The following is a 24225-nucleotide window of genomic DNA, read 5'->3' on the forward strand; positions in this document are numbered from 1 at the left end:
GATAGTAAATATATAATATTTAAAAATAACTTGAAGCTTTATTAAAAATGCTTCATATAAAGGGAAGGGCAGCATATAGATAGTAAAAACAAGCTGTCGGAACATGGATGGCACTGGTGGGTTAATAATGAAAATCATTTTTTTATTAGGCCTGATATGCCTGTGCGGTATGGGGTATTTTTTAAGGAAAGCGAAAACACCCAGCATCTATCCGCCTAAGAGGGCGCTCCAGGCCAGAGCTTACGTTTTGGGTCTTCCCGGGGTGTTATTGCTTTTCATTTGGTTTATGTGGGTATTGATTCACTGACCCTTATAGGATGATCCTGACTGACTCCCAGATCCATAAGAATGAAAAAAAAGCACCGGGCAATCCGGTGCTTTTTTACATATGATGCTCAAGCTAGCTTAAGCATTAACAGGTATATTCGATTTTTTTACGATGCCGTTCACAATTGGATAAATGATGACCATCGCAACTGTATTTAGCAGTACGGCAGGAAGTACAACAGCGCCGAAAAGTGCAACGAAAGGCCCTGGAAGGGAAACGATATAATAAGCCGAACCAAGGAAGACAGCGCCGGAAATCATTGTTCCTACGGCAGTCAAGATACTAACGGTGACAACGGATGTTGAAAACTTCTTAAGACTGATGAATAAAAGATAAAACAGAAAGGCTGTTACCAATTTGTCTATGATATTTGGGATTTGTCCTCCAGGAAATGTAGTTGTCATGGCAGAGATGGCTCCAGCAGCCAAGGCGACAATGAATACATTCTTCTTCGCGGGAAAAAGTGTAATCGCCAAAAACAGCATTAACAACATCATATCCGGTTTCATTCCAAGGAAGAATCCAGGAACGATAAAATGCAGGGCAGCCCCAATCCCGATTAATAGGGACAGCGACACAAGGGTTTTCGTTTTCATTTACTCATCTCTCCTATTCTCATCTCAACTAACATCTTTTCTTCAACAATGCACTATTGCCTGTTGCAAGAAGTTTAAAATAGTATATCATAAGACCTATTTTTTTTGAAGGTATTTTTGTTTGAAATTAAAGAGTTTGAGCTTCCTTCGCTTTATAAGATTCCTGGAACTTTTTCATGAAATTGGCAAGGTCCTGGCAATGGGATAGAGGGACTGCATTATAAATGGATGCTCTGCAGCCTCCGATGGAACGGTGACCGTTCAGTCCTATGAATCCGGCTTGCTTCACTTCTTTAAGGAATTGAGCTTCAGCTTCTTCAGATGGAAGCGTGAACGTTACATTCATCAATGAACGGCTGTCTGGTAGGGCATGGCCTTTATAAAATCCACCGCTTCCGTCGATGGCATCGTAGATGACTTTTGCTTTTTCTTCGTTGTTTTTAGCAATCTTATCTACGCCGCCCTGCTCTTTTGCCCAGTCCAACACAAGGGACAATAAGTAAATGGCCAATGTCGGAGGTGTGTTGTATAAAGAGTTGTTTTTTGAATGGATAGAATAGTTCATCATGGATGGGATTTTCTCATTATCCGTTATTAAATCTTTACGGATGATAACGACTGTGATTCCCGACGGACCTAGATTCTTTTGTGCACCTGCATATATGATGCCGAATTTACTAACATCAATTTTTTTGCTAAGAATATCACTTGACATATCGGCTACTAAAGGAACGTTGCCTGTATTCGGGAAGTCCTTCCATTGCGTTCCGTATATCGTATTATTGCTTGTGATATGAAGATACGCAGCATCATCATTCACTTGGATGTCTTCAACTTTAGGTATGAACGTATATTTATCATCTTTGGATGAAGCGACTACTTCCGTTTTACCAACCTTTTTTGCTTCTTTTATTGCTTTTTCCGACCAAGAACCAGTAAGGACATAATCTGCCCTTTTTCCATCATTCAAAATGTTCATGGGAATCATGGAGAATTGAAGACTTGCTCCTCCTTGCAGTAGAAGAACTTCATAATTTTCAGGAATTTCCAAAAGGTCCCTTAATGATTGAAGGGCATGGTTATGAATTTTTTCGAATTCAGCACTTCGGTGGCTTAATTCCATGACGGACATACCGGAATCCTCAATATTCAACCATTCGTTTTGGGCTCTTTGTAAAACTTCTAAGGGAAGGGCGGCTGGCCCAGCGTTAAAATTGTGTGCACGTTTCAATTTTCTTCCTCCTATACGACAATGTGTTAAAGTCTATTTATATATCCTACCAGAAAACTAAATTCAATAGGAGGAAAATTTAGAATTTTAAGTGGATAACTTGTTGGAATATATGGCCAAATTAAAAAAGGTCCAGCACAATGAAGTGAGGACCAAATCAGGATTAATGTTTTTGGATCAAAACTTTAGAAGACGTTATTTTGCCGATCTTTTAAAAAGGGGGTAAGAATGCCTTTAAGTTATTCTTAGTCATTTAATATGCTGTGCAATAGAATCAGCGATTTGTTTCAGATCATCAGGTGTATAGTCACGGGCATTTGTTTTCCAAACAGCCCCAAAGCCGTCACCCTCACCATACCGCGGAATTAAATGCATATGAAAGTGGAAAACGGACTGCCCTGCTGCTTCCCCATTATTATTTAAAAGATTCAGGCCTACAGGTTGGAATTCCTGTTTCATCGCACGGGCGATTTCCGGAACCACTTCAAATAGATCCTTGGCAATTTCAGGTGTTAACTCATAGAGGTTTTCTTTATGTACTTTAGGAATAACCAGTGTATGGCCTTTTGTTACTTGACTGATATCGAGAAAAGCCAGTACATGTTCATTTTCGAAGACTTTGGTACTTGGAATTTCCCCATCGATTATTTTGCAAAAAATGCAATCACTCATTAAAAGCGCTCCTTTAAAAGTTAATGTATTTGGTTAATCGTACCATAGCATGAATCCTTGAGAAAAGAAAAAATCATAAAAACAGGATGCAACATTAAGTTGCACCCTGCTCATTTGAAAAAGGGGGATTTAGCTTCAAAATTCGTATTTAGCATAAATTCTCTGCGACAAACACCTCATCTACATTAAAGTAAAATATGGTTATTATCTGATTAGAGATTTTCCATTCAAAGCAACCATCTCCTATATCTTTAAAGTTTCATCAACTTTCAAAGCATAATTGATAATTATTGAATGATTTTTCTGCTTTTACGTGCAAGAGAACCATCTCCCTGCTCGAAACGATTTTTTTAAATGAAGCTTATGGTTTAATTCAGTTATACGTCTTTAACTGACACCTCATTTACAATATGATGTGAATCATTTGTAAGAAAACATTTGGGCATTTCAGTGTAATACGTCTTTAACTGACACCTCATTTACAACATGATATGAATCATTTGTAAGAAAACATTTGGGCATTTCAGTGTAATACGTCTTTAACTGACACCTCATTTACAACATGATGTGAATCATTTGTAAAAAAACATTTGGGTATTTCAGTGTAATACGTCTTTAACTGACACCTCATTTACAATATGATGTGAATCACTCGTAATGACTAACCCCTTCTTCCTTAATTATGATGGCCACTTAGCGGGAAAAATATAATTAGTTATTTATGGAAATTTCAACACGGAACACCCGACTATATAAAAGCAGGATAATTTGGTAAAATGGAATCAAGAACCTCTATATAGAAAGGGTCGTTAAAATGTCCTTATTGGAAATTAATCAATTAGTCGGCGGATACACGAAAACGCCCGTTTTAAAAGGAATAAGTTTTGACATTCAACCAAATGAGCTAGTGGGGTTAATCGGGCTCAATGGGGCAGGGAAAAGTACGACGATTAAACATATCATCGGACTCATGGAGCCAAAAAGCGGAAGTGTCTCGATTCATGGTAAAACACTTGCACAGGACCCGGATACATACCGTAAACAATTCACTTATGTTCCAGAGACGCCGATCTTATATGATGAGCTGACACTTGAGGAGCATTTAAAGCTGACGGCCATGGCGCATGGTTTGGCGGAAGCTACATATAAAGAAAGAATGGAATTTCTGTTAAAGGAATTCCATATGGAGAAAAGACTTAAATGGTTTCCGGCCCATTTTTCAAAAGGGATGAAACAAAAGGTCATGATTATGTGCGCCTTTTTAGTACAGCCATCTTTATATATCGTGGATGAACCCTTCGTAGGTCTTGATCCATTAGGCATTCAATCTTTGCTTGATTTGATGAGGAAAACGAAAGAGAGTGGAGCGGGAATTTTAATGTCCACCCACATACTGGCAACAGCCGAGCGGTATTGTGATTCTTTCATCATCCTGCATAATGGGGAAATCCGCGCAAAGGGTAATCTGGAGCAGCTTCGGGAACAATTTTCCATGCCGGGGGCAACGCTTGACGATTTATATGTTCAATTGACGAAAGAAGAAATTGGACATGAATAGTCAAAATCTCTGGAAGGAAAGATATTTAGGCTATATAAATGAAACGCAAAAATATCTTCGCTATATTTTTAATGGACATCTTGTTTTCGTCATGGTGTTGGTTCTTGGTGGTTTGGCTTACTATTACAGTGATTGGGTGAAAACGTTAGACAGTGATTTTCCGGCTGAATGGATCATGGCCATTGTTTTATCAATCATTGTAACCAGAAGCCCGATAAATACTTTTTTGAAAGAACCGGATACCGTATTCCTGTTACCGCTTGAAACGAAATTGAAAAGTTATTTCAAAAATTCACTGTTGTTAAGTTGGGTTATGCAAGGCTTTATCCTGCTGGTTGTATTAATTGCTTTTTTACCGATGTATACGAAAGTTACGGATGCAAGCGGTAAAGACTTTGGGTCCATCCTTATTGTATTGCTGGTTATGAAATTTTTGAATTTAACCATGCGATGGCAGGTATTGAAATATCAGGATACATCAGTGAGCCATTGGGACTCACTCATCCGTTTTATCCTTAATGGAGTAATGCTCTATTTCATCTGTTCAAGGGCGAATATACTGTTTGCTCTGATAACCATCCTATTATTGATAGGGCTCTACATGTATTACCGAAGTGCAACTAAAGATTTTGTATTGAAGTGGGAACGGCTGGTTGAATTGGAGAATAAACGGATGAATTCCTTTTATCGAATTGCAAACATGTTTACTGATGTTCCCCATTTGAAAGGAAAGGTAGCAAGAAGGAAGTGGATGGACTGGCTTTTATCATTTATCCCGTATGGTGAGAGATCAACTTATAATTATCTATATGCCCGTACTTTGTTGCGATCTAATGATTATGTGGGACTTTGTTTTCGTTTAACTATCATTGGGTCCGTCATTTTAGTTGTATTCACTAACTTATGGGCGCATTTGATCGTGATTTTTATGTTTCTATTCATGACAGCCCTGCAACTGCTGCCGGTTTGGAAGGTTCATGAATGGAAAGTGTGGGTCTCATTGTATCCATTGCCTTCAAAAATGAGAGAGTCTGCTGTCATTAAGCTTATTTCTTATTTCCTATTATTTGAAGACATCGTCTTTTGCATGGTCCTTCTAGTGAAAGGAGAATGGATGTCTGCTTTGGCTGCATTGGCGATGGGTCTTGTTTTCTTATTCGGTTTTAAAAATTATGCAACAAAGAAAATTAAAAACTTTTAAGCTGGAGGCTGATTTTTCATAAAATCAGCTTTTTCTTTGTAAGAAGTGAAAATTGAAACTAAAAGGCTTGAGAGGGTTATATACATAAGTAACGGAGGTGTGAAAATGGACGAATATGAACAAATGGCATTATCGGAACTAGTATCCTGGAAAAAGAAAATAGCCAAGAAATCCGGCAGGCTTGAGCGGATGTCCAAAAAGGTGCAAATCAAAGTGAATAGCTATATTCCAGACCAAGTGCACAAAATGATTACTGAAAGTATTAAAGGCATGATAGAGGCCGTATTATCAGGTTCGAAATACATGTCTAAAGAAAAAAATGTCATGCTTCTATCCTTACAACAAAAAGAAGAATGGGTTGCAGAAACCGTAAATGCATATCGAAAAACGGCCGTTATAGAAGGTGTAGGGACTGGAGCGGCAGGGCTTTTAATCGGGCTGGCTGATTTCCCTTTGCTTCTAAGCATTAAGATGAAGTTATTATTTGAGATATCCCGTATATACGGTTTCGATCCAAATAAGTATGAGGAACGCCTATTTATACTCCATATCTTTCAGATGGCGTTTTCAAGCGAGGAAAAAAAGATGGAAACATTACCAATAATAGAAGAATGGGATTCAGGGAAATGGCCGGAAATAGACTGGCAAAAATTTCAGCAGGAATATCGCGATCACATCGATGTCATCAAAATGTTCCAGCTAGTCCCAGGGCTTGGGGCAGCTGTCGGTGCATATGCCAACCATCATCTGCTGGAACAGCTCGGGGAGACGGCTGTCAATTGTTACCGAATCAGACTTCTAAAAGAGTAAGGGACGGGGAAAACCCGTCCCTTTATCATGACCGCAATAAAGATTCATTCACCTTTTGTGAGGATCGTTTCTTATTGTGATAGGTTACAGCTGACGTACCTAATATTTTGGCTGCAATGAGCATCGCTTTTTCATCGATGTCAAACAAAGGATGATGATGCGGATAGGTATGTTCATTTTTTGGTCTGGCCCCTGTAAAGAAGAATGTACCTTTCACATTTTGTAAATAATAAGAAAAATCCTCCCCTGTCATATCCGGGTCAATTTCCTCTGTAATCAAAACTTCTTTGACTGCCTCAGTGCTTTCGATAAGGAATTTCGTTTCCTCATCATGTGGGATAACAGCAGGATAGCCTTGGAAATATTGATAATCATACGTACAGTCCGCAGCTAGGCACGTTCCTTTAACAACCCGCTCCATTTCTTCGCTTATGAATGAACGGACATCTTCCTTGAAAGTGCGGACGGTCCCGATTATTTTAGCCTTATCTGCAATGACGTTAAAGGCATTATCCGCTACAAAGGAACCAACGGTAATGACTGCAGAATCGATTGGGTTAAGGCGGCGACTTACGATTTGCTGTAGGGCCATGACTAGCTGAGATCCGACGACGATGGCATCACGGGTTTTATGCGGCTGTGCTCCATGTCCGCCCTGCCCTTGAATGATGATTTCAAAACGGTCAGCAGCTGCCATAAGGGGTCCATATGCGTATTGGACTGTTCCGGTAGGGGCCGTAGCCCATAAATGGGTGCCGAAAATTACATCCACCCCATCAAGGCAGCCAGCCTCAATCATCGGTTTGGCTCCCCCTGGAGCATATTCTTCAGCATGCTGGTGGATAAATATATATTCACCTTCGAGCTCATTCTTCAGTTCATTCAGGTTTTTTGCAAGGACAAGGAGTGTCGCTGTATGGCCATCGTGTCCACACGCATGCATTACCCCAGGTACGGTAGATTTATAGGGAACTTCTTTTTCATCTTGAATGGGTAAGGCGTCGAAATCAGCGCGCAAAGCTACGGTTTTACCAGGCTTACTGCCCGTAACTTTGGCAATAACACCATTACCGCCTACATTCGTCCGGTGTTCGATTCCAAGTTTTTCATAATAGTCAGCGATGAAGGCTGCCGTTTGGGTTTCTTGAAAAGAAAGCTCAGGATGTTGATGAAGATAACGCCTGATGGAGACCATTTCTTCATAGGAACCATCTAGAAGATCATGTAATCGCTGTATCATTTTGCACCTCCCAATGATTGGTTTAATTGTAAATAGTATATCATATTTTGAATGATCCAAAGTGAATTAAATACCTCGAGGAGCGATATACAATGATTAAATATTCCTGGATTGCTATGGTTTTGCTTTGCTTGTTGCTATTCTTTTTTTTGATGCATGAAGTCCAGAGTGAGAATACTTTAGCGTTTGATACATATATTGCCGAACTTATTTCCTTAAGTGAAAATTCTTTTTGGTTCACTTTCTTCAAGTTGATTACCTATCTTGGGAAATCCATGTCCATTGGTTTTGGAAGCTTACTATGTGTTCTATATTTGTGGATAATAAAGAAGGATTATTGGACCATGGCCGTCTTCTCTATCGGAATCGCTGGGGGCGATGTATTAAACGGGTGGATAAAAAATCATATTCAAAGAGTGCGCCCTGAAAATCATTTGATGGAGACCGCTGGTTTCAGTTTTCCAAGTGGCCACGCAATGGTAGGCCTTATTTTCTTCAGTATGGTTGCTTATTTAATTATTAAAGAAGGTAAAGGAGACTCATTGAAATGGGCAGCTGGAATCGGTTTCGTTTGTCTGGTTCTGCTCATCGGGGTCAGCAGGATCGCTATGAAAGTTCATTTTCCATCTGATATCTTGGCAGGTTTTGCACTAGGAGCTGCATATAGTTTAACCTTGTTTAATTTGTATAAGTTCCTAGGGCGGAGAGTAATTTGAAAAAAAGGACTCTCAGATGGAATATCTGTAAATACCTGTTACATTTCCCCGGAAATAATGAAGAAATTTGTCGGATTGTTTAATAGTTATAATAACAGAGCTATATCATTTTGGCAGTCCAAAATAAACTCTCGAAGAGCTTAAATCAAAGAGGCCCATCCTTAAGGGGATGGGCCTCTTATTAAGCAGCGATAGTCTATTCCTCGGAATCTTTCACCAATGTATACTGCGTTACGAAGGCTTCACCTGAAAACATCTTCTGGCTGGAATTCGTAACAGGAGGTTTGGAGTCACTGCTATGCGCCTGCTGGAATGAACTGGATTTCTTCCAGTTCATAAAGTCCGATTGTTTTTCCCAAATCGTTAAGATAACATATGTTTCAGAGTTGATTGGCCTCAGGATACGAAGGGCAACGAAGCCGGGCTCATTTTCAATTAGCCCTGCCCTGTTTTTAAAGCGATGTTCAAATACCGGCCGTCCTTCCTCACTGACAGGGATATTGTTCATGACCACATATCCATGATCTTGAAGAGATCCCTTCCCATCAACTACTTCATATTTACGTGGCGAGCTGAAGAGCGTTTTACCTGTTGTTTCATGTAAAAGTACAGTGTTTTGAGCATTCTGCATAAGTAATATTTTTTCATTCGGGTGCTTATCTTTTTTTAATTTCAAAAAATCATAAGTACCTGAAGTGATGAATACATTCATAAATTCCCCTCCAACTCTTATATAGTATCTGTATACCCATTTTACCCAATGAATAGCGCTTTTACCATTTCCACAAATATAATTCTCAGTACCTTGCACAAATGGACTTGGAAATTGATTGAATTCCGTACAAAAACGTCGATTTTCTGACAAATAAATAGGTTGGCTATACTTCTATTATATAAAAAGCTATAGTTTAAGGAGATTCAATTTCAAATTCAACATCCTTCTGATATTCTATGTAAGTAATGAGTAAAAATAGAAACGTGATTGCTTGAAAGGTGGATATTAATGTCTAAGGAAATTACGAATGATACATTTTTAAAAGCTGCTAGAGGAGAAAAATCGGATCATGTACCTGTTTGGTATATGCGCCAGGCTGGCCGTTCACAGCCGGAATATCGTAAATTGAAAGAAAAGTACTCCCTTTTTGAAATAACTCATCAGCCGGAAATATGCGCATATGTGACGAGATTGCCAGTTGAGCAATATGATGTAGATGCAGCGATTTTATATAAAGATATAATGACACCGCTACCAGCCATTGGAGTGGATGTAGAGATTAAGTCGGGTATCGGTCCAGTCATATCCAATCCGATCCAATCGGTGAAAGACGTTGAAAAACTAGGTGAATTGAATCCAGAGGAAGACATTCCATACGTGTTGGATACGATTAAACTATTGACCACAGAGCAATTGTCCGTTCCTTTGATTGGTTTTTCTGGTGCACCTTTCACGATTGCTTCATATATGATTGAAGGAGGCCCTTCCAAAAACTACAATAAGACAAAAGCTTTCATGTATTCAGAGCCAGTGGCCTGGTTTGCTTTAATGGATAAGTTAGCGGACATGATCATTATTTATGTTAAGTCACAAATAAAAGCAGGCGTCAAAGCCATCCAAATCTTTGACTCATGGGTGGGTGCATTGAACGTTGAAGATTACCGCGTATTCATCAAGCCAATCATGAATCGCATCTTTTCTTCATTACGTGAAGAAAATGTACCGCTAATCATGTTTGGGGTCGGTGCAAGTCACTTGGCAATGGAATGGAATGACCTCCCAATTGATGTAGTCGGGCTGGATTGGAGACTTCCAATTACTGAAGCTAGACAGATGGGGATACAAAAAACCGTTCAAGGTAACCTTGATCCGGCCCTGCTATTATCATCATGGGATGTTATAGAAGAGCGGACGAAACAGATCCTTGATCAGGGCATGCAACAGGATGGCTACATCTTTAATCTTGGACATGGGGTTTTCCCTTCCGTAAATCCGGAAACACTGAAGAGATTGACCACTTTCATCCATGAATATTCAGCAAAAAAGAATTAGCATGAGCGAACTGTTTGCTAAAAGACCTTAAATGGATGCACAATAAAAGAACGAAATTTTTAAAAGAGGTGTAGTTTCATGTCAAGAAAAAGAATGGGCCTTCTGGTTATGGCTTATGGTACCCCGTACACAGAAGAGGATATTGAAAGATATTATACACATATTCGCCATGGAAGAAGACCCAGTGACGAATTGATTGCCGATCTAAAAGGTAGATATGAAGCGATCGGTGGATTGTCCCCGCTCGCGAAAATAACAGCAGGACAAGCTGAGGCCCTTGAAAAGCAATTGAATTCCATTCAGGAAGATATCGAATTCAAGGCCTATTTAGGACTGAAACATATTGAACCTTTTGTTGAAGACGCCGTGAAACAAATGCATGATGACGGTATCAAAGAAGCGGTCAGTATTGTATTGGCGCCGCATTTCTCAACATTCAGTGTGAAGTCATATAATGGACGTGCTCAGGATGAAGCCGCTAAATTGGGTGACCTTACCATCACATCTGTTGAGAGCTGGTATGACGAGCCGAAATTCATTCAATATTGGGTGGACCAAGTAAAAGAAGTAATAGGGAAAATGACTTCGGATGAGCGTGATAATTATGCTTTGATTGTGTCTGCACATAGTCTCCCTGAAAAGATATTGCAATTAGGGGATCCATATCCAAATCAATTGCAAGAAACTGCGGACATGATTGCAAAAGGAGCAGGGGTCATCAACTATGCAGTAGGCTGGCAAAGCGCTGGACAAACACCTGAACCATGGCTAGGACCGGATGTGCAGGATTTAACCAGAGATCTTCATCAAGAAAAAGGTTATAAAGCTTTCATTTACATCCCTGTAGGATTCGTTGCCGAGCATCTTGAAGTTCTTTATGATAACGATTATGAATGTATGGTTGTGACGGAAGAGATTGGTGCAGGTTACTACCGGCCGGATATGCCTAATGTTAAACCGGCATTCATCGATTCATTGGCCACAATCATCTTAAACAGATTACAGGAAAAATGATTAGTTAATAGGGGATATTCCCATTATCCATGATTGCGAATGGCTACATATTAAAATGAAGTTGAACCATGCTCTAAATCAGGACTAAACTTTTGGTATGGATGGGAATGCAAGCTTGGAAACGATTGCGTAAATTAAATAATCTGTCTTCAGTGGCTGTCCGGAAATGAGGATAGCCATTGTTTCTCTAGGAGATAAATATTTGATTGAAAAGACTGAATATTTTTGGTAAGATATTATTGAACTTATTGACTGTTTTGTCCGTCTGGTCAGAATCGAGGTGGGAAATGTCTGTTGATCGTAAAAAATTAATTTTAGAAGCCGCGACCAAGTCGTTTTCACTTTTTGGATACAAAGCAACGACGATGGATCAAGTCGCTAAAATTGCCAATGTTGGAAAAGGGACCATTTATACCTTTTATAAAAATAAAGAAGAGCTGTTTAAAGAGATCGTTCAGCGGTTGATAGAGGAAATGAAATATGAGGCTGAACAATCTTTGGATGATCAACTCCACTTTTTTGAAAATCTACATCGGGCTGTGTATCGAATTCTGGAGTTTAGGCAGGAGCATCAATTATCTTTAAAACTTCTTCAGGAAGAGCGGGAAATTGGTACCCCGGCCGTTCAGGACATGGTTAATGAAATGGAAGAAGCCATTGTATCTTACATTAAGGAAAAGCTTAAAATAGCGATTGATAAGGGCTATATACAACCTTGTGATCCAGAGATAACTGCTTTCCTGATGCTAAAGATGTACCTTGCCCTTATTTATGATTGGGAGAGGAATCATGCCCCATTAGAGAAAGAGGAAATTGCTGAACTATTCAAAATATATTTATTCAAAGGATTATCCGCTCCGTGATAATTCTATTTTTTTGCCAAAAAGCGAAAAAATAGAAAGAAGAGATACCGAACATTGGTATCTCTTCTTTCTATTTGGGGATATTTTTCAGCTGCGAAACTGAACTTTATATGGGATCATCCACTAATTGGGAAGCAGATGGTGAAACACATCATTATTACTCTCCAGAAAGGCAATGATCACAGTGGTTTCCATAACATTCGTGCTGTTCTTCAATTTTTTTTCCGCAATCCGTGCATTGTTTAGGAGGCAGGTTTTTAAAGAACTCAACGCTACTTTGAATCATGAACATCATCTCCTGATTTTTATTGTTATTCTCTTTACTATGGTTTTATTGTATTATAACAGATTGTGTATGTCAACCAATGTTTTATAACATAAGTAAAAAAGGTGAAATAAGGGCAAGAATAGTTTATATTAATGGGGAAGTCATTGAGAGAAAAAAAGGAGTGCCTAAGCATGAAAATCACCGTAATTGGCTGCTGGGGCGGATATCCAGCTAAAAATGAGGCAAGCTCTGGTTATTTGCTTGAATATGAAGATTTTCGCATTCTGCTTGATTGTGGCAGCGGTGTTCTATCACAGTTGCAAAATCATATGAAGCCGGAGGATCTTGGTGCTGTTGTATTATCGCACTATCATCCGGATCATGTAGCGGATGTCGGTGTCCTGCAACACGCTGCGCTCATACAGCAGATATTGGGCAGCAACAAAAGGACCATTCCTATTTATGGGCATGCTTTAGTTGAAGCTGAATTTAGAAAGTTAACTTATAAAGACGTGACAAAGGGGATAGCCTACTCTGTTGATGAACCGTTAACAATTGGACCGTGCAAATTTACGTTCATGAAAACAAAACATCCTGTCCCTTGTTATGCAATGAGGATTGAGGCAGAAAATCATTCGATTGTTTACACAGGTGACAGCTCCTATATGGATGAGCTTGCGGATTTCGCTAAAGATGCCAATGTTTTATTATGTGAAAGTAATTTTTACAGTGATATGGATGGTTCAAAAGCGGGGCATATGACGGCTAGAGAAGCGGGCATGCTAGCCGAAAAGGCAGACGTCCAGCTTTTGCTGTTAACTCATCTCCCGCATTTTGGAGATCATAATCAACTGAAAAAAGAAGCATCCGAGGTATTCAAAAGGGAGATAGCTATAGCGAAAACCAATCTCGAATTCCAATTATAAATGAAGTATGAATGAAGTCTAGAAGGAGGAACAACTGTGCTTTTTATTGATAATAAGGGAATAACGGACCCGAGAATAAATCTGGCCATAGAAGAATATGCGCTTAAACATTTAAATATAGACGAAACCTATCTTCTTTTTTATATTAATCGCCCTTCAATCATCATAGGAAGGAATCAAAATACTATTGAAGAAATCAATGCCGATTATGTAGAGGGAAATGGCATTACTGTTGTTCGCCGTCTTTCAGGGGGCGGAGCGGTTTATCATGACTTGGGAAATCTCAATTTTAGTTTCATTACGAAAGATGACGGAGATAGCTTCCATAATTTCAAGAAGTTCACCCAGCCTGTCGTGGAAACACTCGAGAAACTAGGAATACAAGCTGAATTAAGCGGACGGAATGATATCCTTGCTGAAGGAAAGAAAATCTCTGGCAATGCGATGTTTTCAACGAAGGGCAGGATGTTCAGTCATGGTACTTTGTTGTTTCAATCAGAAATGGATCATATTGTATCCGCTTTAAAAGTGAAAAAAGATAAAATCGAGTCCAAAGGGATTAAATCGATAAGGAGCCGCGTCGGAAATATCGCCGATTTCTTAAAAGAACCAATGTCTGTTGAAGAATTCCGTTCATTCCTGCTGCAAAATATTTTCCAAGATAGCGGTGAGGTTACAGAGTATGTTTTAACCGAGGCAGATTGGGAGAAGATACACAAGATCTCGGAAGAAAGATATCAAAACTGGGAGTGGAACTATGGAAAATCACCTAAATTCAACTTGCAAAATTCTCATAGGTTCCCTGTAGGGTCTGTTGATATCCGTCTTGAAGTGAGTAGGGGTGTCATTGAGAACTGTAAAATCTACGGTGATTTCTTTGGGGTTGGAGAAGTAACGGATATAGAACAAAAGCTTACTGGAACGCGCTATGAAAAGGATGCTATCAGCAGTGTATTAGATGAGATAAATGTTCGACATTACTTTGGCAATGTAACGAAAGAAGAAATATTGGCTTTAATCTATTAAGCCTGAAAAGCCGTCCTGACTTACTAGGGCGCTTTTTTTGTGGCTAACAATGACAGTTATTGCTTGAATATGGATAAAATTGTTGCTGTAATCATTTTCTTTTAATATAATAAAAAAGTATTTAGTTTACTCTAAAAATGAATGGCGATTCATTCATGCTAATTGCAGGGGAGGGAGAACGATGAATTTATCCGAACAGCTTCATCAAACGGCTTTAGGAAAGGTCGATAAGCCAGCTTATTATTTTATGGATCAATCCACTTCATATGGGGAATTGGATCAAGCCGTTACTAAGTTTGCAGACGAACTACATAAGCTTGGTGTTTCAAAAGGTGATAATGTTGCGCTGGTTTTAGGCAATTCTCCACACTTCATCATTTCATTGTATGGGGCTTTACGAGCAGGTGCGACCGTCATTCCCGTAAATCCGATTTACACACCTGATGAGATTGGATACATCCTGAATAACGGCGATGTAAAGGTCGTCGTGGCATTAGATAAGCTTTTACCCTTATTAGAAAAAATGAACCCGATCCTCTCAAGTGTAGATTCATATGTAATTTGTGAAACGCAGCCGGATAATGGTGATAGTAGCAAATTGAGCATCTGCCCAAAAATGAAATCGTTTACAAAGATGGTTGAAAAGGGAGATGCCGGCTTCAAAGGCCCAGAGCTGGACCCTGAAGATACGGCAATCATACTCTATACTTCCGGGACAACAGGAAAACCAAAGGGGGCCATGCTCACGCATACGAATATATTCTCCAATGCACATGATGTTGGTGAATATTTAAAAATCACGGAAAGTGACCGTGTCATTACGACATTGCCAATGTTCCATGTTTTCAGTTTAACAGTAGTAGTGAATGCCCCGTTGTTGAGCGGAGGTACGCTTTTAATTGTCCCGCAATTCAGTCCAAAAGAAATATTCAGGCAAATCAAAAAATATGAGGCGACCGTTTTTGCTGGAGTGCCAACGATGTATAATTTTCTTTTCCAATATCCAGATGCGAAAGAAGACGATTTGAAGTCATTGCGTATATGCATTTCAGGTGGATCCGCCTTGCCAGTATCACTGCTTGAATCATTCGAGCGGAAATTTAAAGTAAGGGTGTCGGAAGGGTACGGCTTATCCGAAGCATCCCCTGTTACCTGCTTCAATCCTTTGGACCGTCCAAGGAAGGCGGGATCCATCGGAACATCCATCCTTAGGGTGGAAAACAAAGTCGTCAACGAGCTTGGTGAAGAAGTGCCAATCAGTGGGGTAGGAGAATTGATTGTCAGAGGTCCGAATGTAATGAAGGGGTATTATAAAATGCCTGAAGAAACGGCTGCTGTCTTGAAAGATGGCTGGTTATATACAGGCGATTTAGCCCGGATGGATGATGAAGGATATTTTTTCATTGTAGACCGTAAGAAGGAACTAATCATTGTTGGTGGCTATAATGTCTATCCACGTGAAGTGGAGGAGATTCTGTATGCCCATCCCGAAGTAGTTGAGGCGGCAGCTATAGGTGTGCCGGATCCAAATCAGGGAGAAGTAGTTCATTGCTTCGTGGTTAAGAAAAACAATGAATTGACCGAGGAAGAATTACTTGCCTATTGCTTGGAGCACTTGGCTAAATATAAGGTACCGGCAAAAATCGAGTTTTTGGATGAACTTCCAAAAAACACAACGGGTAAGATTTTACGGCGTTCTTTAAAAAAACATGTAATACAAAACTAAATAGTTTTAATCAAAAGGGGACAATTGCCATTAATGAGCATTGGTCCCCTTTTTGTACAACCAAAGTGTATCGCGCTGCATAAAATATATCAGGGAAGCATAAAGCCTTGATTCTTGTTTCGAAAAGAGTTATGATTGTCATTAAAAATTTCCACATAATTGTAAGGAGGGGTTAGATGAGAGATGTAAAGCTTTTAGATATTTTTACACATCCCATTGCTCAAAAATACTTGAACCGTTCAGGTATGGCACACGCGATTGCGGTAGCATACCATTCGTTTCACCTAGCAAACGAATATAAAATAGATCCAGATATTGCAGCCAAAGCTGGACTATTGCATGATATGGGTCATTTCACCTGGTATCGCAATGGAAAGTGGGATTATGATCTATACAAACAAAATGATATCCATCCTATTAAAGGTGCAGAAAGAGCACATAAACTGTTAATCCGATTAGGAGAAAATCCGATAAAGGCAAAGACTATTTCCCTCGCCATTTTATTTCACACCGATTCGTTTTTACCTTCAAATGATATTATTCGTACACCTCTTCAGCAGGTCGTCAAATGGGCGGACGAAAAAGATGAAGAAGAGGGTGGAAAACACCATTACCGCAAAATTGATATTCAACGGGCAAAGGAAAGCATCATGAATCTGGATAAACTCATTGATGAGGAACAAAGAAAAAGGCTATCATCCTGAATGCAAACAGGCTGATAGCTTTTTTATTGTCAGGAAATCTTCTTTTTTCAAAATATTATTACAGTTTAAATTTTGATTTTGCATGTATTTCACTTATATTGTTATCAAGAGAACTAATGATGTAAAATATAGACCAATAGAACTATTTCATGATACCTAATTATAAAATTGTGGATAATTAACAAATAATGAAAAGAACAGGTGAAGTTATGAAGTCGATTAAGCTAATGATATATGGTGGTCAAGGGAGGCTTAAGGGAATCATCGAAAGAGAAGAAGACATTGTGGTCATCGGAACAACTGAAAAGGAAATGGAATTACTTAACCTTGTTAATACCGCATCAGCCATGCCTGATGTCATTCTTCTTGATGCCCAATCATCAGGGAAGTATGGACAAGTAGTAATGCCGATCCTAAAGGAAACACATCCCACCATCCCCGTCGTCATTTTTACCGCCTGTCCAGAGGATCACTACCTTATTGAAGCGATGTGTCATGGTGTGGCAGGTTATGTGCTACAGAGCAGTGGAATGAAACAATTGGTGATGGCAATCCATCAATGCGCCAACGGGCAGATTGTCTATCCTGCCTCTTTTAAATCTTTACTTATGAAGAAGCTTCAACAAGACGATGAGGAAAAATCATCTGTACCCGTGGATGAGGTTATAGAAAAGTTAGGGGCATTCTCTAAAAGGGAGTATGAACTGCTTATTCTTCTCACCGAAGGACAAACGAATCAGCAAATTTCCAAAAGGTTATTTCTTTCCATTGGAACGGTGAAAAACTATGTCAGCCGGCTTTACAAAAAACTCAATGTTCGTAATCGCCCTGAGCTTATGGCACTTTTGTATCGTTTTCAAAAATAGCAGCATGAAGGGATGACTATCCAAGTAGAGTCCTCTTCACTTCTTTTAAATGACTTGTGATTTTATGGATAAATTATCCTGCCCTGATTTCGAAAGAGTAAATTAAGAAATTGCCACCTTTTAGTATCTTCAGTCATACCTCGAAATGTCTCCCCACACTCCATTTTATTTGTTCGTGATTTTTTATTGATTTTATAGTTGAAAGGAGGTAAACGTTTTAGGAAAAAGTAATATAGGAGGTAAATGCGGTTCTAACCTGTCCATTTTGGATTAAACTATTAAGAGGGCGTTCATTTAAGGAGGGGCATCATGGTTAGAAAATGGGCTGGAAGAGCAATTGTACTATATATACTTTATGCAGCGGTGATGTATTGGTATATTTTTTATGGAGCAGATACCTCCATTCCACAAGCATTGCGGGGGACTGCAGCGGATCCTGCAACATTTCTGAATGCAAGGGAATTAAAGCTTAGTGAAGAGTATTCAGGGCTGAGGAATTTTATTTTTTTTGTTTCTACTCCATATGAATGGCTGCTGTACTTTTTCATTTTATTATTTGGGTTTTCAAAAGCATTTGAAAAGTCATCTTTGACCATCACGAGACGGAAAGTGATCCAAACAGGCATTTACTTATTCTGGCTTTCTTTGATTTCTTATCTGGCACTATTCCCAATCAGATTCATTGGTTATCGGATGAGTAAAAGTTACCATATCAGTACACAAAGTTTCACCTCGTGGATGAAGGATGGAGTCATCGAATTCTGGGTGAACTTTGGGATGATGTTCATCATCGTTTCCGTTCTATATTGGTTAATGAAGAAAAGTGTGAAGAAGTGGTGGCTCTATGCTTGGATGTTGTCCATTCCATTTACTCTGTTCTTGATGTTTGTTCAGCCTGTATTGATTGATCCCCTGTATAATGAATTCTATCCACTCAAGAATAAAGAGCTGGAAACAGAAATATTGGCATTGGCCTCCCAGGCTGAAATTCCGGCTGAACACGTATATGAAGTAAACATGGCCGAAAAGACAAATGCCTTGAATGCATATGTGACAGGGATAGGTTCCAACTCAAGAATAGTCCTTTGGGATACGACCCTTAACAAACTGAAGGAAGATGAAATCCTTTTTATCATGGCACATGAAATGGCTCATTATGTAGAAAAACACATATATATAGGAATTGCAGGTTATTTGGGGATGACCCTAATCGGTTTGTGGCTGACATCGAAAATCATGAATTATATCATTAGGCGCTGGGGCCATTTGTTAAAGGTGCGTTCGGTTGACAGTATCTCTTCACTTCCATTATTTCTTTTAATAACGGCTGTGCTGCTGTTTGCTTTGAGTCCGCTATCCAATTACGTGTCCAGATATGAAGAAACAAGGGCAGACCGTTATGCCATTGAAATGACCAGGGATAAAGAATCAGCAATCACCACATTCCAGGAACTCACCAGGTCGGGACTGAGTCAGGTGAATCCTCCATTCTTAGTTAAATGGCTGCGATATTCACATCCAACCATGCTCGAGCGGATTTCCACGATTGAAAATACAGATACAAAGGGTGATTGAAAGCCAGCTGTATACAGCTGGCTTTTTTCTGATTTTTATATCGAAGAAAGTGGACAGGAATATGTATTTTCAGAAAAAACTATTATTTTATATATCTTTGGTTCTCCACTATAATAAATTAAATTCCCAGTTTGTTTTAAGGAGATCGGTTAATGTTTAATGTATTTTTAATTACTATAGGCTCAGTGCTTATTGCCGTTGCCTACAACTTATTTTTGATACCTCATTTAATTTTAAGCAGCGGACTCAGTGGAATTGCGATTATGTTGGGAATCATTACCCCAGTCAACACAGGGATATTGAACTTTCTGTTGAACCTCCCATTGTTAATTCTTGGATACTTGAAATTGGGGAGACGCTTCATCACCTATACGATATTATCAGTTATCGTAATATCGGTCAGTTTATATCTCATTCCAGTGCATGGGATATCCACTGAACCGATTTTATCTTCTTTATTTGGCGGGATCATTTCCGGATTCGGTATAGGCATCATCTTTCGTGCTTCAGGTTCTTCAGGCGGGTTTGATATCATCGCCATGCTTTTGGCTAAGAAGAGCGACTTCCCACTTGGTTCATTGCTATCGGTGATGAATGCTGTTGTGGTGGTTATCTCAGGTTTCATCTTTGGTTGGGATGCGGCATTATATACATTGATTTCCATATATGCAGCAGGAAAAGTGATTGATACGATTCATTCCAATCACATTAAATTAACATTAATGATCGTTACCAAGAAGAGTGACGAAATGAAAACGAAGCTCCTGACTAACTTTTATCGGGGCATTACTGTCATGGACGGAGAAGGTGCATACTCTGGAGAAAAGAGTAAAGTGATGATGACAGTCATTACCCGTTACCAATTAACCGATGTAAAAACGATGATAAAAGAAGTGGATCCAAATGCTTTTGTCAATATAACCGAAACAGCCGAGGTCATGGGTATGTTTCATAAAGAGTGATGATAAATAGAAAAGCCTCCCAACGTTATGGGAGGCTTTTTTGATCATTAGGCTGTTTTTTAATCATCCATTTTAATTTCCAAACTGTTTTAGTAAAACGTTCATTTCAGAACTAAGCTTTAGGAATAAAGGTTTGTTTTTCGTATCCAAGGCTTCATCAATTTGTTTCTCAAGGATATTCTTTTTGGTAGTAAGGACGGATTCCAGAATAATCATATCAATTAACATTTCCTGAACGACGGCATCGTTTTTCATTTGGCTCATTGATAAGGACTTCACTGACTCTGAATAAGATTTTTCATTTTTCAAAGTTACCACCCCTGACCCTTTTTATTAGTATATGGATTTGAACAGATAAAATCAACTGAAAATTAAAAAAATTCAATTTTTAATAGGGGATATGTCTTTTAGATGACGAAATGGCCACTTTATAAAAGAATTTTTAACTTTTTGTGAACTCCCTTTTTATCTTTACTGGTTGTGCTATTATTGGGGGGAATTTAACATATATTGACTAACTCCCTGCACCTTTTTTGTAAGGGTATATGCTTTGGTAAACTACAACAGTGATAACAATTATTATTTTTTACTATGACGAGGAAGAGGTGGATTAAAATTGAAGGAAAACAGCCAGGGAATCATTGAGGAATATGAAATCACGCCCTACACACTAATGGTTACGCCAATCAATTATGGCAGTAAAATATATGCCCGTATCGTTGAAATGGAGGACGAGTTCATTTCCCCGTTTAAACCTATGGAGATTATCAAGAAAAGTTGTGAGTTCTTCGGATCAAGTTATGAAGGCCGCAAACAAGGAACAAAACAACTCATAAACATCACACATAAAGCACCGATCGCGATTGATCCAACCAGTTCGATTTTCTTCTTTCCAACTACATCTCCGTTGCGTCCTCAATGCATCTGGTTATCACATGAGCATGTAGTATCATATGTTCGCAAAGATTCCAGACATACAACCGTCACATTCAGTAATAAACAAACCATCGATATCGATGTATCATGCAGTTCTTTCGAAAACCAGCTGCACCGGACATCCTTTTTAAAAACGAAACTGATCCAAAGGATAGAGGAAACAAAAAGAAAATCATTTTATCTGTTCACCGAAGCAAAAGGAGTCAAAGCTTCAGAGGGAATGTCAAAGTATATACCACGTTAGAATGAGATTAAATGGAATGTAAGTGTAAGAGATGCAAGCAAACTAGTTTATTAATGCCCTTCTTTTTTAAAGAAGGGCTATCTTCATATAATTTCTTGATTTTCATAGCTTTCTTTGGAAAATGTGCTATTATCACCATCGATTTCAGCATAACTCCTGCTTTTACTCCCTTGGGAAGAGCGATTTTAAGGTAACCTTCATGTCCCCACCTTGAATTTTCAATCCCTTTTCTTCTCGGGAAAATTCAAAATCCTATTCTAAGAATTAACACTTTTAACTTGGTGAAACTGCAAGTTGCCAAAACATCACACAAGTTCGTGTAATACAATCATACATTGCTATATATGGTTTCTATAATATTTACTGTGCTGCAATTAAAAAGATTAATATTTTATCCAACCTTTTTGATATCCTCTAGTATGTGTGTATAGGCGTCGCCAATAGCACTGATTCGGCATTTAGTTTCAGGATATTCAGTTTGTTCTTGATTACATAGGTTATACCTTGATAGAAAAGTGATGTTGCATGGCAGTATACCCATGGAACTATTAATATAGTATTGGTAATGAATTTGAACCATTAAACAGGTGTGGATGGAGATAAGTGAGTCCTATCGATTTTGATCGTGATAAATTGAATCCACTTATCTTTAAGAAGCAGGAAAAAAAGAGACACCTAATGGTTACATCCTCCATACAAATCCTTAGGCATCTGTTACCTCACCCCCGAAAGAAAGGCTCCAAACATCCATAAACATCGTGTATATGTTAGGCAGGTCCCCTATCCCTTGAGCGGTGACTTCTTTCGAAAAAGTAATAGCATAACAAGTCTTCGGTTTTGTTGCGGAGGCGGGGATTGAAATAATTGTGATGTTCCTCGTATCCTTTATATAAAAAACAATACATCGTGAAGGATTCATCGCGTTGGATTTCACTTACCTTAATATTCTCCTTTCGCAAATATCTCCGTACCTCGGCAAGGTCATCCTGAACGGCTTTTAAAATATGTTCAATTAGTTCCGAATAGGGCCTTTTTAATTTAAACGGACTAATTTCGATGACCTTGAGATCCCGGTTTAAGACTGTAATCACCATAGGGAGGTAGATGGCTTTTTCAATCATATTTCGGTCACCTTCTGGAATGCGGGTCATCTGACCGCTCCTTTCTAAAAAAGCGCATTTTTAATAAGAATATGTATATTTTGTGAAAATAAGAACGTTTGTTCTGTTTTTTATCCTAATGTATTTTCAATCGATATGCAAGAAGTTTTGATAATAGTGAAATATTTGTTATTAAGATTATGTTTTCCCGAGTTAGGGAAAGTATGAAGATGTATGGATAATAATTCTTGCAATTTCAGGGGAAAGTGTTATATCTAAAATAAACAGCTTTTTAATAAGTTTATGTTGCTTTGATGGCAGCATGTCGAGGGAGATAATTATGGACTTGGAGACTATACGTGAGTGGTTTACACTTGATAATATATCAGCGCTTATTCAGCAATATCGCTCATTCGGTCCAATTCCTGGAATCTTACTGCCGATGCTGGAAGCATTTTTGCCCTTTTTACCCTTAGTGGTGTTCGTACTGGCTAATGCAACGGCTTTTGGTCTCTGGTGGGGATTTTTATTTTCATGGATTGGAGCGGTAGCGGGGTCTTTTTTAATCTTTTTAGTTATTAGAAAATATGGTCAAATGAGGTTTTTTCGATTTTTGCAAAAACATAAGCAGGTACAGAGGTTGATGGTTTGGGTGGAAAGCCATGGATTCGGACCTTTGTTCATCCTGCTCTGCTTCCCTTTTACACCATCGGCCATCGTGAATATTGTGGCAGGTCTTTCAAAAGTCAGTCCCTTGCAATATGGACTGGCAGTTGTAGGTGGAAAAGCGGTGATGATTTTTACGATTAGCTTCGTCGGCTATGATTTAGTATCCTTAATACATAAGCCCATGCGTACGATCATTATCGGGATTGTCATTTTTATCCTCTGGTATGTGGGAAAAAGACTGGAAGTCCGGTTAAATAAAAGCATGAAGAGAGAAGAAGGACAATAAGTTAGAATATAAATGTAGTAGGGGTTGAACGAGATGGGAAAAACAAACAAGAATTCTTTATCCGATTGGATAAAAGCCACCATGATAGCTTTTGTTATTTACATCTTAATCCGTACATTTTTGTTTTCAAGCTATGATGTTGAAGGGAAATCGATGCAGCCGACCCTTGAAGATGGCGATAAACTTGTTGTGAATAAAATCAATTACCAGATTCAAGATATCAACCGTTTTGACATTATTGTTTTTCATGCCAATTCACATGAAGATTATGTTAAACGAGTTATAGGGATTGCAGGTGACCGCATTCGTTATAAGGATGATTGGCTTTACGTAAATGGTGAGAAAGTGGAAGAGCCTTATCTAGAAGAAGTCAAGGAGGGTTTCCCTGGGCAAAATTTTACAGGTGACTTCACATTAAAAGAATTGACGGACATGACCACCGTCCCCGAGGGCAAGCTTTTTGTCATGGGTGATAACCGTCTTGAAAGTGCGGACAGCCGTCACTTTGGCTATATACCAGTTGGAAATGTTGTCGGTAAAGTCGATGTTCGATATTGGCCAATCAAAGAATTCACTTATAGATTTACAGGTGAATGATTGCAAAAGCCCGGAAAATTTGAGGGCTTTTTCTTTTGGAAAAAAAGCGAACGTACGATTGGTA

Annotated in this window: 26 protein-coding genes; 18 read left to right on the forward strand and 8 right to left on the reverse strand. The window is 38.9% G+C overall.

The window, feature by feature from the left end; genetic code table 11:
* Nucleotides 1–127: 127 nt before the first annotated feature.
* On the forward strand, nucleotides 128–307 hold the full coding sequence (yhzF, locus tag ACFWE9_RS27135) for a membrane protein YhzF (protein ID WP_483878214.1): 180 nt from the start codon (nucleotides 128–130) through the stop codon (nucleotides 305–307).
* 98 nt (nucleotides 308–405) lie between these two features.
* Here yhzF and ACFWE9_RS14815 read toward each other — a convergent pair whose 3' ends face one another.
* From ACFWE9_RS14815 to ACFWE9_RS14825, 3 genes are all read right to left on the reverse strand, one after another.
* Nucleotides 406–924, reverse strand: coding sequence for a tryptophan transporter (locus tag ACFWE9_RS14815; RefSeq protein ID WP_230158583.1), 519 nt, complete (start codon nucleotides 922–924; stop codon nucleotides 406–408).
* A 127-nt stretch (nucleotides 925–1051) separates the two neighbouring features.
* The gene (gene serC, locus ACFWE9_RS14820; RefSeq protein WP_377357415.1) at nucleotides 1052–2155 is read right to left on the reverse strand and encodes a 3-phosphoserine/phosphohydroxythreonine transaminase; all 1104 of its coding nucleotides are present in this window, start codon (nucleotides 2153–2155) and stop codon (nucleotides 1052–1054) included.
* Nucleotides 2156–2404: 249 nt separating this feature from the next.
* The gene (locus tag ACFWE9_RS14825; RefSeq protein ID WP_230158592.1) at nucleotides 2405–2827 is read right to left on the reverse strand and encodes an HIT family protein; all 423 of its coding nucleotides are present in this window, start codon (nucleotides 2825–2827) and stop codon (nucleotides 2405–2407) included.
* A gap of 814 nt (nucleotides 2828–3641) precedes the next feature.
* On the opposite strand from ACFWE9_RS14825, the gene ACFWE9_RS14830 reads away from it, so the two are divergent.
* The 3 genes from ACFWE9_RS14830 (at nucleotide 3642) to ACFWE9_RS14840 (ending at nucleotide 6396) form a co-directional block, all read left to right on the forward strand.
* On the forward strand, nucleotides 3642–4385 hold the full coding sequence (locus tag ACFWE9_RS14830; RefSeq protein WP_377357417.1) for an ABC transporter ATP-binding protein: 744 nt from the start codon (nucleotides 3642–3644) through the stop codon (nucleotides 4383–4385).
* Nucleotides 4378–5586 (forward strand): ABC transporter permease, encoded by a 1209-nt coding sequence (locus ACFWE9_RS14835; RefSeq protein ID WP_230158596.1) that lies wholly within the window; start codon nucleotides 4378–4380, stop codon nucleotides 5584–5586. The genes ACFWE9_RS14830 and ACFWE9_RS14835 overlap by 8 nt, the downstream gene beginning before the upstream one ends.
* A 105-nt stretch (nucleotides 5587–5691) precedes the next feature.
* Nucleotides 5692–6396, forward strand: coding sequence for an EcsC family protein (locus tag ACFWE9_RS14840; RefSeq protein ID WP_377357419.1), 705 nt, complete (start codon nucleotides 5692–5694; stop codon nucleotides 6394–6396).
* Between the two features lie 25 nt (nucleotides 6397–6421).
* Here ACFWE9_RS14840 and ACFWE9_RS14845 read toward each other — a convergent pair whose 3' ends face one another.
* Nucleotides 6422–7636 carry a M20 family metallopeptidase gene (locus ACFWE9_RS14845; protein WP_230158600.1) on the reverse strand — a complete coding sequence of 405 codons (1215 nt, stop codon included), beginning with the start codon at nucleotides 7634–7636 and terminating at the stop codon, nucleotides 6422–6424.
* Between the two features lie 92 nt (nucleotides 7637–7728).
* On the opposite strand from ACFWE9_RS14845, the gene ACFWE9_RS14850 reads away from it, so the two are divergent.
* Nucleotides 7729–8352 (forward strand): phosphatase PAP2 family protein, encoded by a 624-nt coding sequence (locus tag ACFWE9_RS14850; RefSeq protein ID WP_230158601.1) that lies wholly within the window; start codon nucleotides 7729–7731, stop codon nucleotides 8350–8352.
* Nucleotides 8353–8548: 196 nt separating this feature from the next.
* Here ACFWE9_RS14850 and ACFWE9_RS14855 read toward each other — a convergent pair whose 3' ends face one another.
* Entirely contained in the window at nucleotides 8549–9064 is a 516-nt protein-coding gene (locus ACFWE9_RS14855; protein WP_230158603.1) for an antibiotic biosynthesis monooxygenase family protein, read from the reverse strand.
* 291 nt (nucleotides 9065–9355) lie between these two features.
* Here ACFWE9_RS14855 and hemE point away from each other — a divergent pair, with 291 nt between their 5' ends.
* The 3 genes from hemE (at nucleotide 9356) to ACFWE9_RS14870 (ending at nucleotide 12276) form a co-directional block, all read left to right on the forward strand.
* Nucleotides 9356–10399 carry a uroporphyrinogen decarboxylase gene (hemE, locus tag ACFWE9_RS14860; RefSeq protein WP_377357422.1) on the forward strand — a complete coding sequence of 348 codons (1044 nt, stop codon included), beginning with the start codon at nucleotides 9356–9358 and terminating at the stop codon, nucleotides 10397–10399.
* 78 nt (nucleotides 10400–10477) lie between these two features.
* Nucleotides 10478–11413, forward strand: a complete 936-nt coding sequence (gene hemH, locus ACFWE9_RS14865; protein ID WP_377357424.1) for a ferrochelatase — start codon at nucleotides 10478–10480, stop codon at nucleotides 11411–11413.
* 287 nt (nucleotides 11414–11700) lie between these two features.
* Nucleotides 11701–12276, forward strand: coding sequence for a TetR/AcrR family transcriptional regulator (locus tag ACFWE9_RS14870; protein WP_377357442.1), 576 nt, complete (start codon nucleotides 11701–11703; stop codon nucleotides 12274–12276).
* Between the two features lie 157 nt (nucleotides 12277–12433).
* Here ACFWE9_RS14870 and yhfH read toward each other — a convergent pair whose 3' ends face one another.
* Nucleotides 12434–12562: a protein YhfH gene (gene yhfH, locus ACFWE9_RS14875; RefSeq protein WP_230158609.1), complete on the reverse strand. Its 129-nt coding sequence runs from the start codon at nucleotides 12560–12562 to the stop codon at nucleotides 12434–12436.
* Between the two features lie 173 nt (nucleotides 12563–12735).
* Here yhfH and ACFWE9_RS14880 point away from each other — a divergent pair, with 173 nt between their 5' ends.
* The 7 genes from ACFWE9_RS14880 (at nucleotide 12736) to ACFWE9_RS14910 (ending at nucleotide 20329) form a co-directional block, all read left to right on the forward strand.
* Nucleotides 12736–13470, forward strand: a complete 735-nt coding sequence (locus tag ACFWE9_RS14880; protein WP_377357426.1) for an MBL fold metallo-hydrolase — start codon at nucleotides 12736–12738, stop codon at nucleotides 13468–13470.
* Nucleotides 13471–13506: 36 nt separating this feature from the next.
* Nucleotides 13507–14496 carry a lipoate--protein ligase gene (lplA, locus tag ACFWE9_RS14885; protein ID WP_230158619.1) on the forward strand — a complete coding sequence of 330 codons (990 nt, stop codon included), beginning with the start codon at nucleotides 13507–13509 and terminating at the stop codon, nucleotides 14494–14496.
* A 181-nt stretch (nucleotides 14497–14677) separates the two neighbouring features.
* The gene (locus tag ACFWE9_RS14890) at nucleotides 14678–16222 is read left to right on the forward strand and encodes a fatty acid--CoA ligase family protein (RefSeq protein ID WP_377357428.1); all 1545 of its coding nucleotides are present in this window, start codon (nucleotides 14678–14680) and stop codon (nucleotides 16220–16222) included.
* Nucleotides 16223–16398: 176 nt separating this feature from the next.
* Nucleotides 16399–16926 (forward strand): HD domain-containing protein, encoded by a 528-nt coding sequence (locus ACFWE9_RS14895; protein WP_377357430.1) that lies wholly within the window; start codon nucleotides 16399–16401, stop codon nucleotides 16924–16926.
* Between the two features lie 188 nt (nucleotides 16927–17114).
* Nucleotides 17115–17792: a LuxR C-terminal-related transcriptional regulator gene (locus ACFWE9_RS14900; RefSeq protein WP_377357432.1), complete on the forward strand. Its 678-nt coding sequence runs from the start codon at nucleotides 17115–17117 to the stop codon at nucleotides 17790–17792.
* A gap of 309 nt (nucleotides 17793–18101) precedes the next feature.
* On the forward strand, nucleotides 18102–19367 hold the full coding sequence (locus ACFWE9_RS14905; RefSeq protein WP_230158626.1) for a M48 family metallopeptidase: 1266 nt from the start codon (nucleotides 18102–18104) through the stop codon (nucleotides 19365–19367).
* Between the two features lie 152 nt (nucleotides 19368–19519).
* Complete coding sequence (locus ACFWE9_RS14910; RefSeq protein ID WP_230158634.1) at nucleotides 19520–20329, forward strand: YitT family protein; 810 nt, start codon at nucleotides 19520–19522, stop codon at nucleotides 20327–20329.
* A 72-nt stretch (nucleotides 20330–20401) separates the two neighbouring features.
* Here the strand turns inward: ACFWE9_RS14910 and ACFWE9_RS14915 are convergent, their stop codons facing one another.
* Nucleotides 20402–20638, reverse strand: coding sequence for an IDEAL domain-containing protein (locus ACFWE9_RS14915; RefSeq protein ID WP_230158637.1), 237 nt, complete (start codon nucleotides 20636–20638; stop codon nucleotides 20402–20404).
* A gap of 307 nt (nucleotides 20639–20945) precedes the next feature.
* Here ACFWE9_RS14915 and ACFWE9_RS14920 point away from each other — a divergent pair, with 307 nt between their 5' ends.
* Entirely contained in the window at nucleotides 20946–21509 is a 564-nt protein-coding gene (locus tag ACFWE9_RS14920) for a competence protein ComK (protein ID WP_230158640.1), read from the forward strand.
* 767 nt (nucleotides 21510–22276) lie between these two features.
* On the opposite strand, the gene ACFWE9_RS14925 is transcribed toward ACFWE9_RS14920, so the two are convergent.
* Nucleotides 22277–22660, reverse strand: a complete 384-nt coding sequence (locus ACFWE9_RS14925; protein ID WP_230158642.1) for a YhjD family protein — start codon at nucleotides 22658–22660, stop codon at nucleotides 22277–22279.
* 289 nt (nucleotides 22661–22949) lie between these two features.
* Between ACFWE9_RS14925 and ACFWE9_RS14930 the strand changes: the two genes are divergently transcribed.
* Together ACFWE9_RS14930 and lepB are read left to right on the forward strand one after the other, a co-directional pair.
* On the forward strand, nucleotides 22950–23564 hold the full coding sequence (locus tag ACFWE9_RS14930; protein ID WP_377357435.1) for a TVP38/TMEM64 family protein: 615 nt from the start codon (nucleotides 22950–22952) through the stop codon (nucleotides 23562–23564).
* Between the two features lie 33 nt (nucleotides 23565–23597).
* Nucleotides 23598–24161 (forward strand): signal peptidase I, encoded by a 564-nt coding sequence (gene lepB, locus ACFWE9_RS14935; protein ID WP_230158646.1) that lies wholly within the window; start codon nucleotides 23598–23600, stop codon nucleotides 24159–24161.
* Nucleotides 24162–24225 lie beyond the last annotated feature (64 nt).

This window comes from Peribacillus sp. NPDC060253 (genome assembly GCF_042727425.1).
Lineage (GTDB): Bacteria > Bacillota > Bacilli > Bacillales > DSM-1321 > Peribacillus.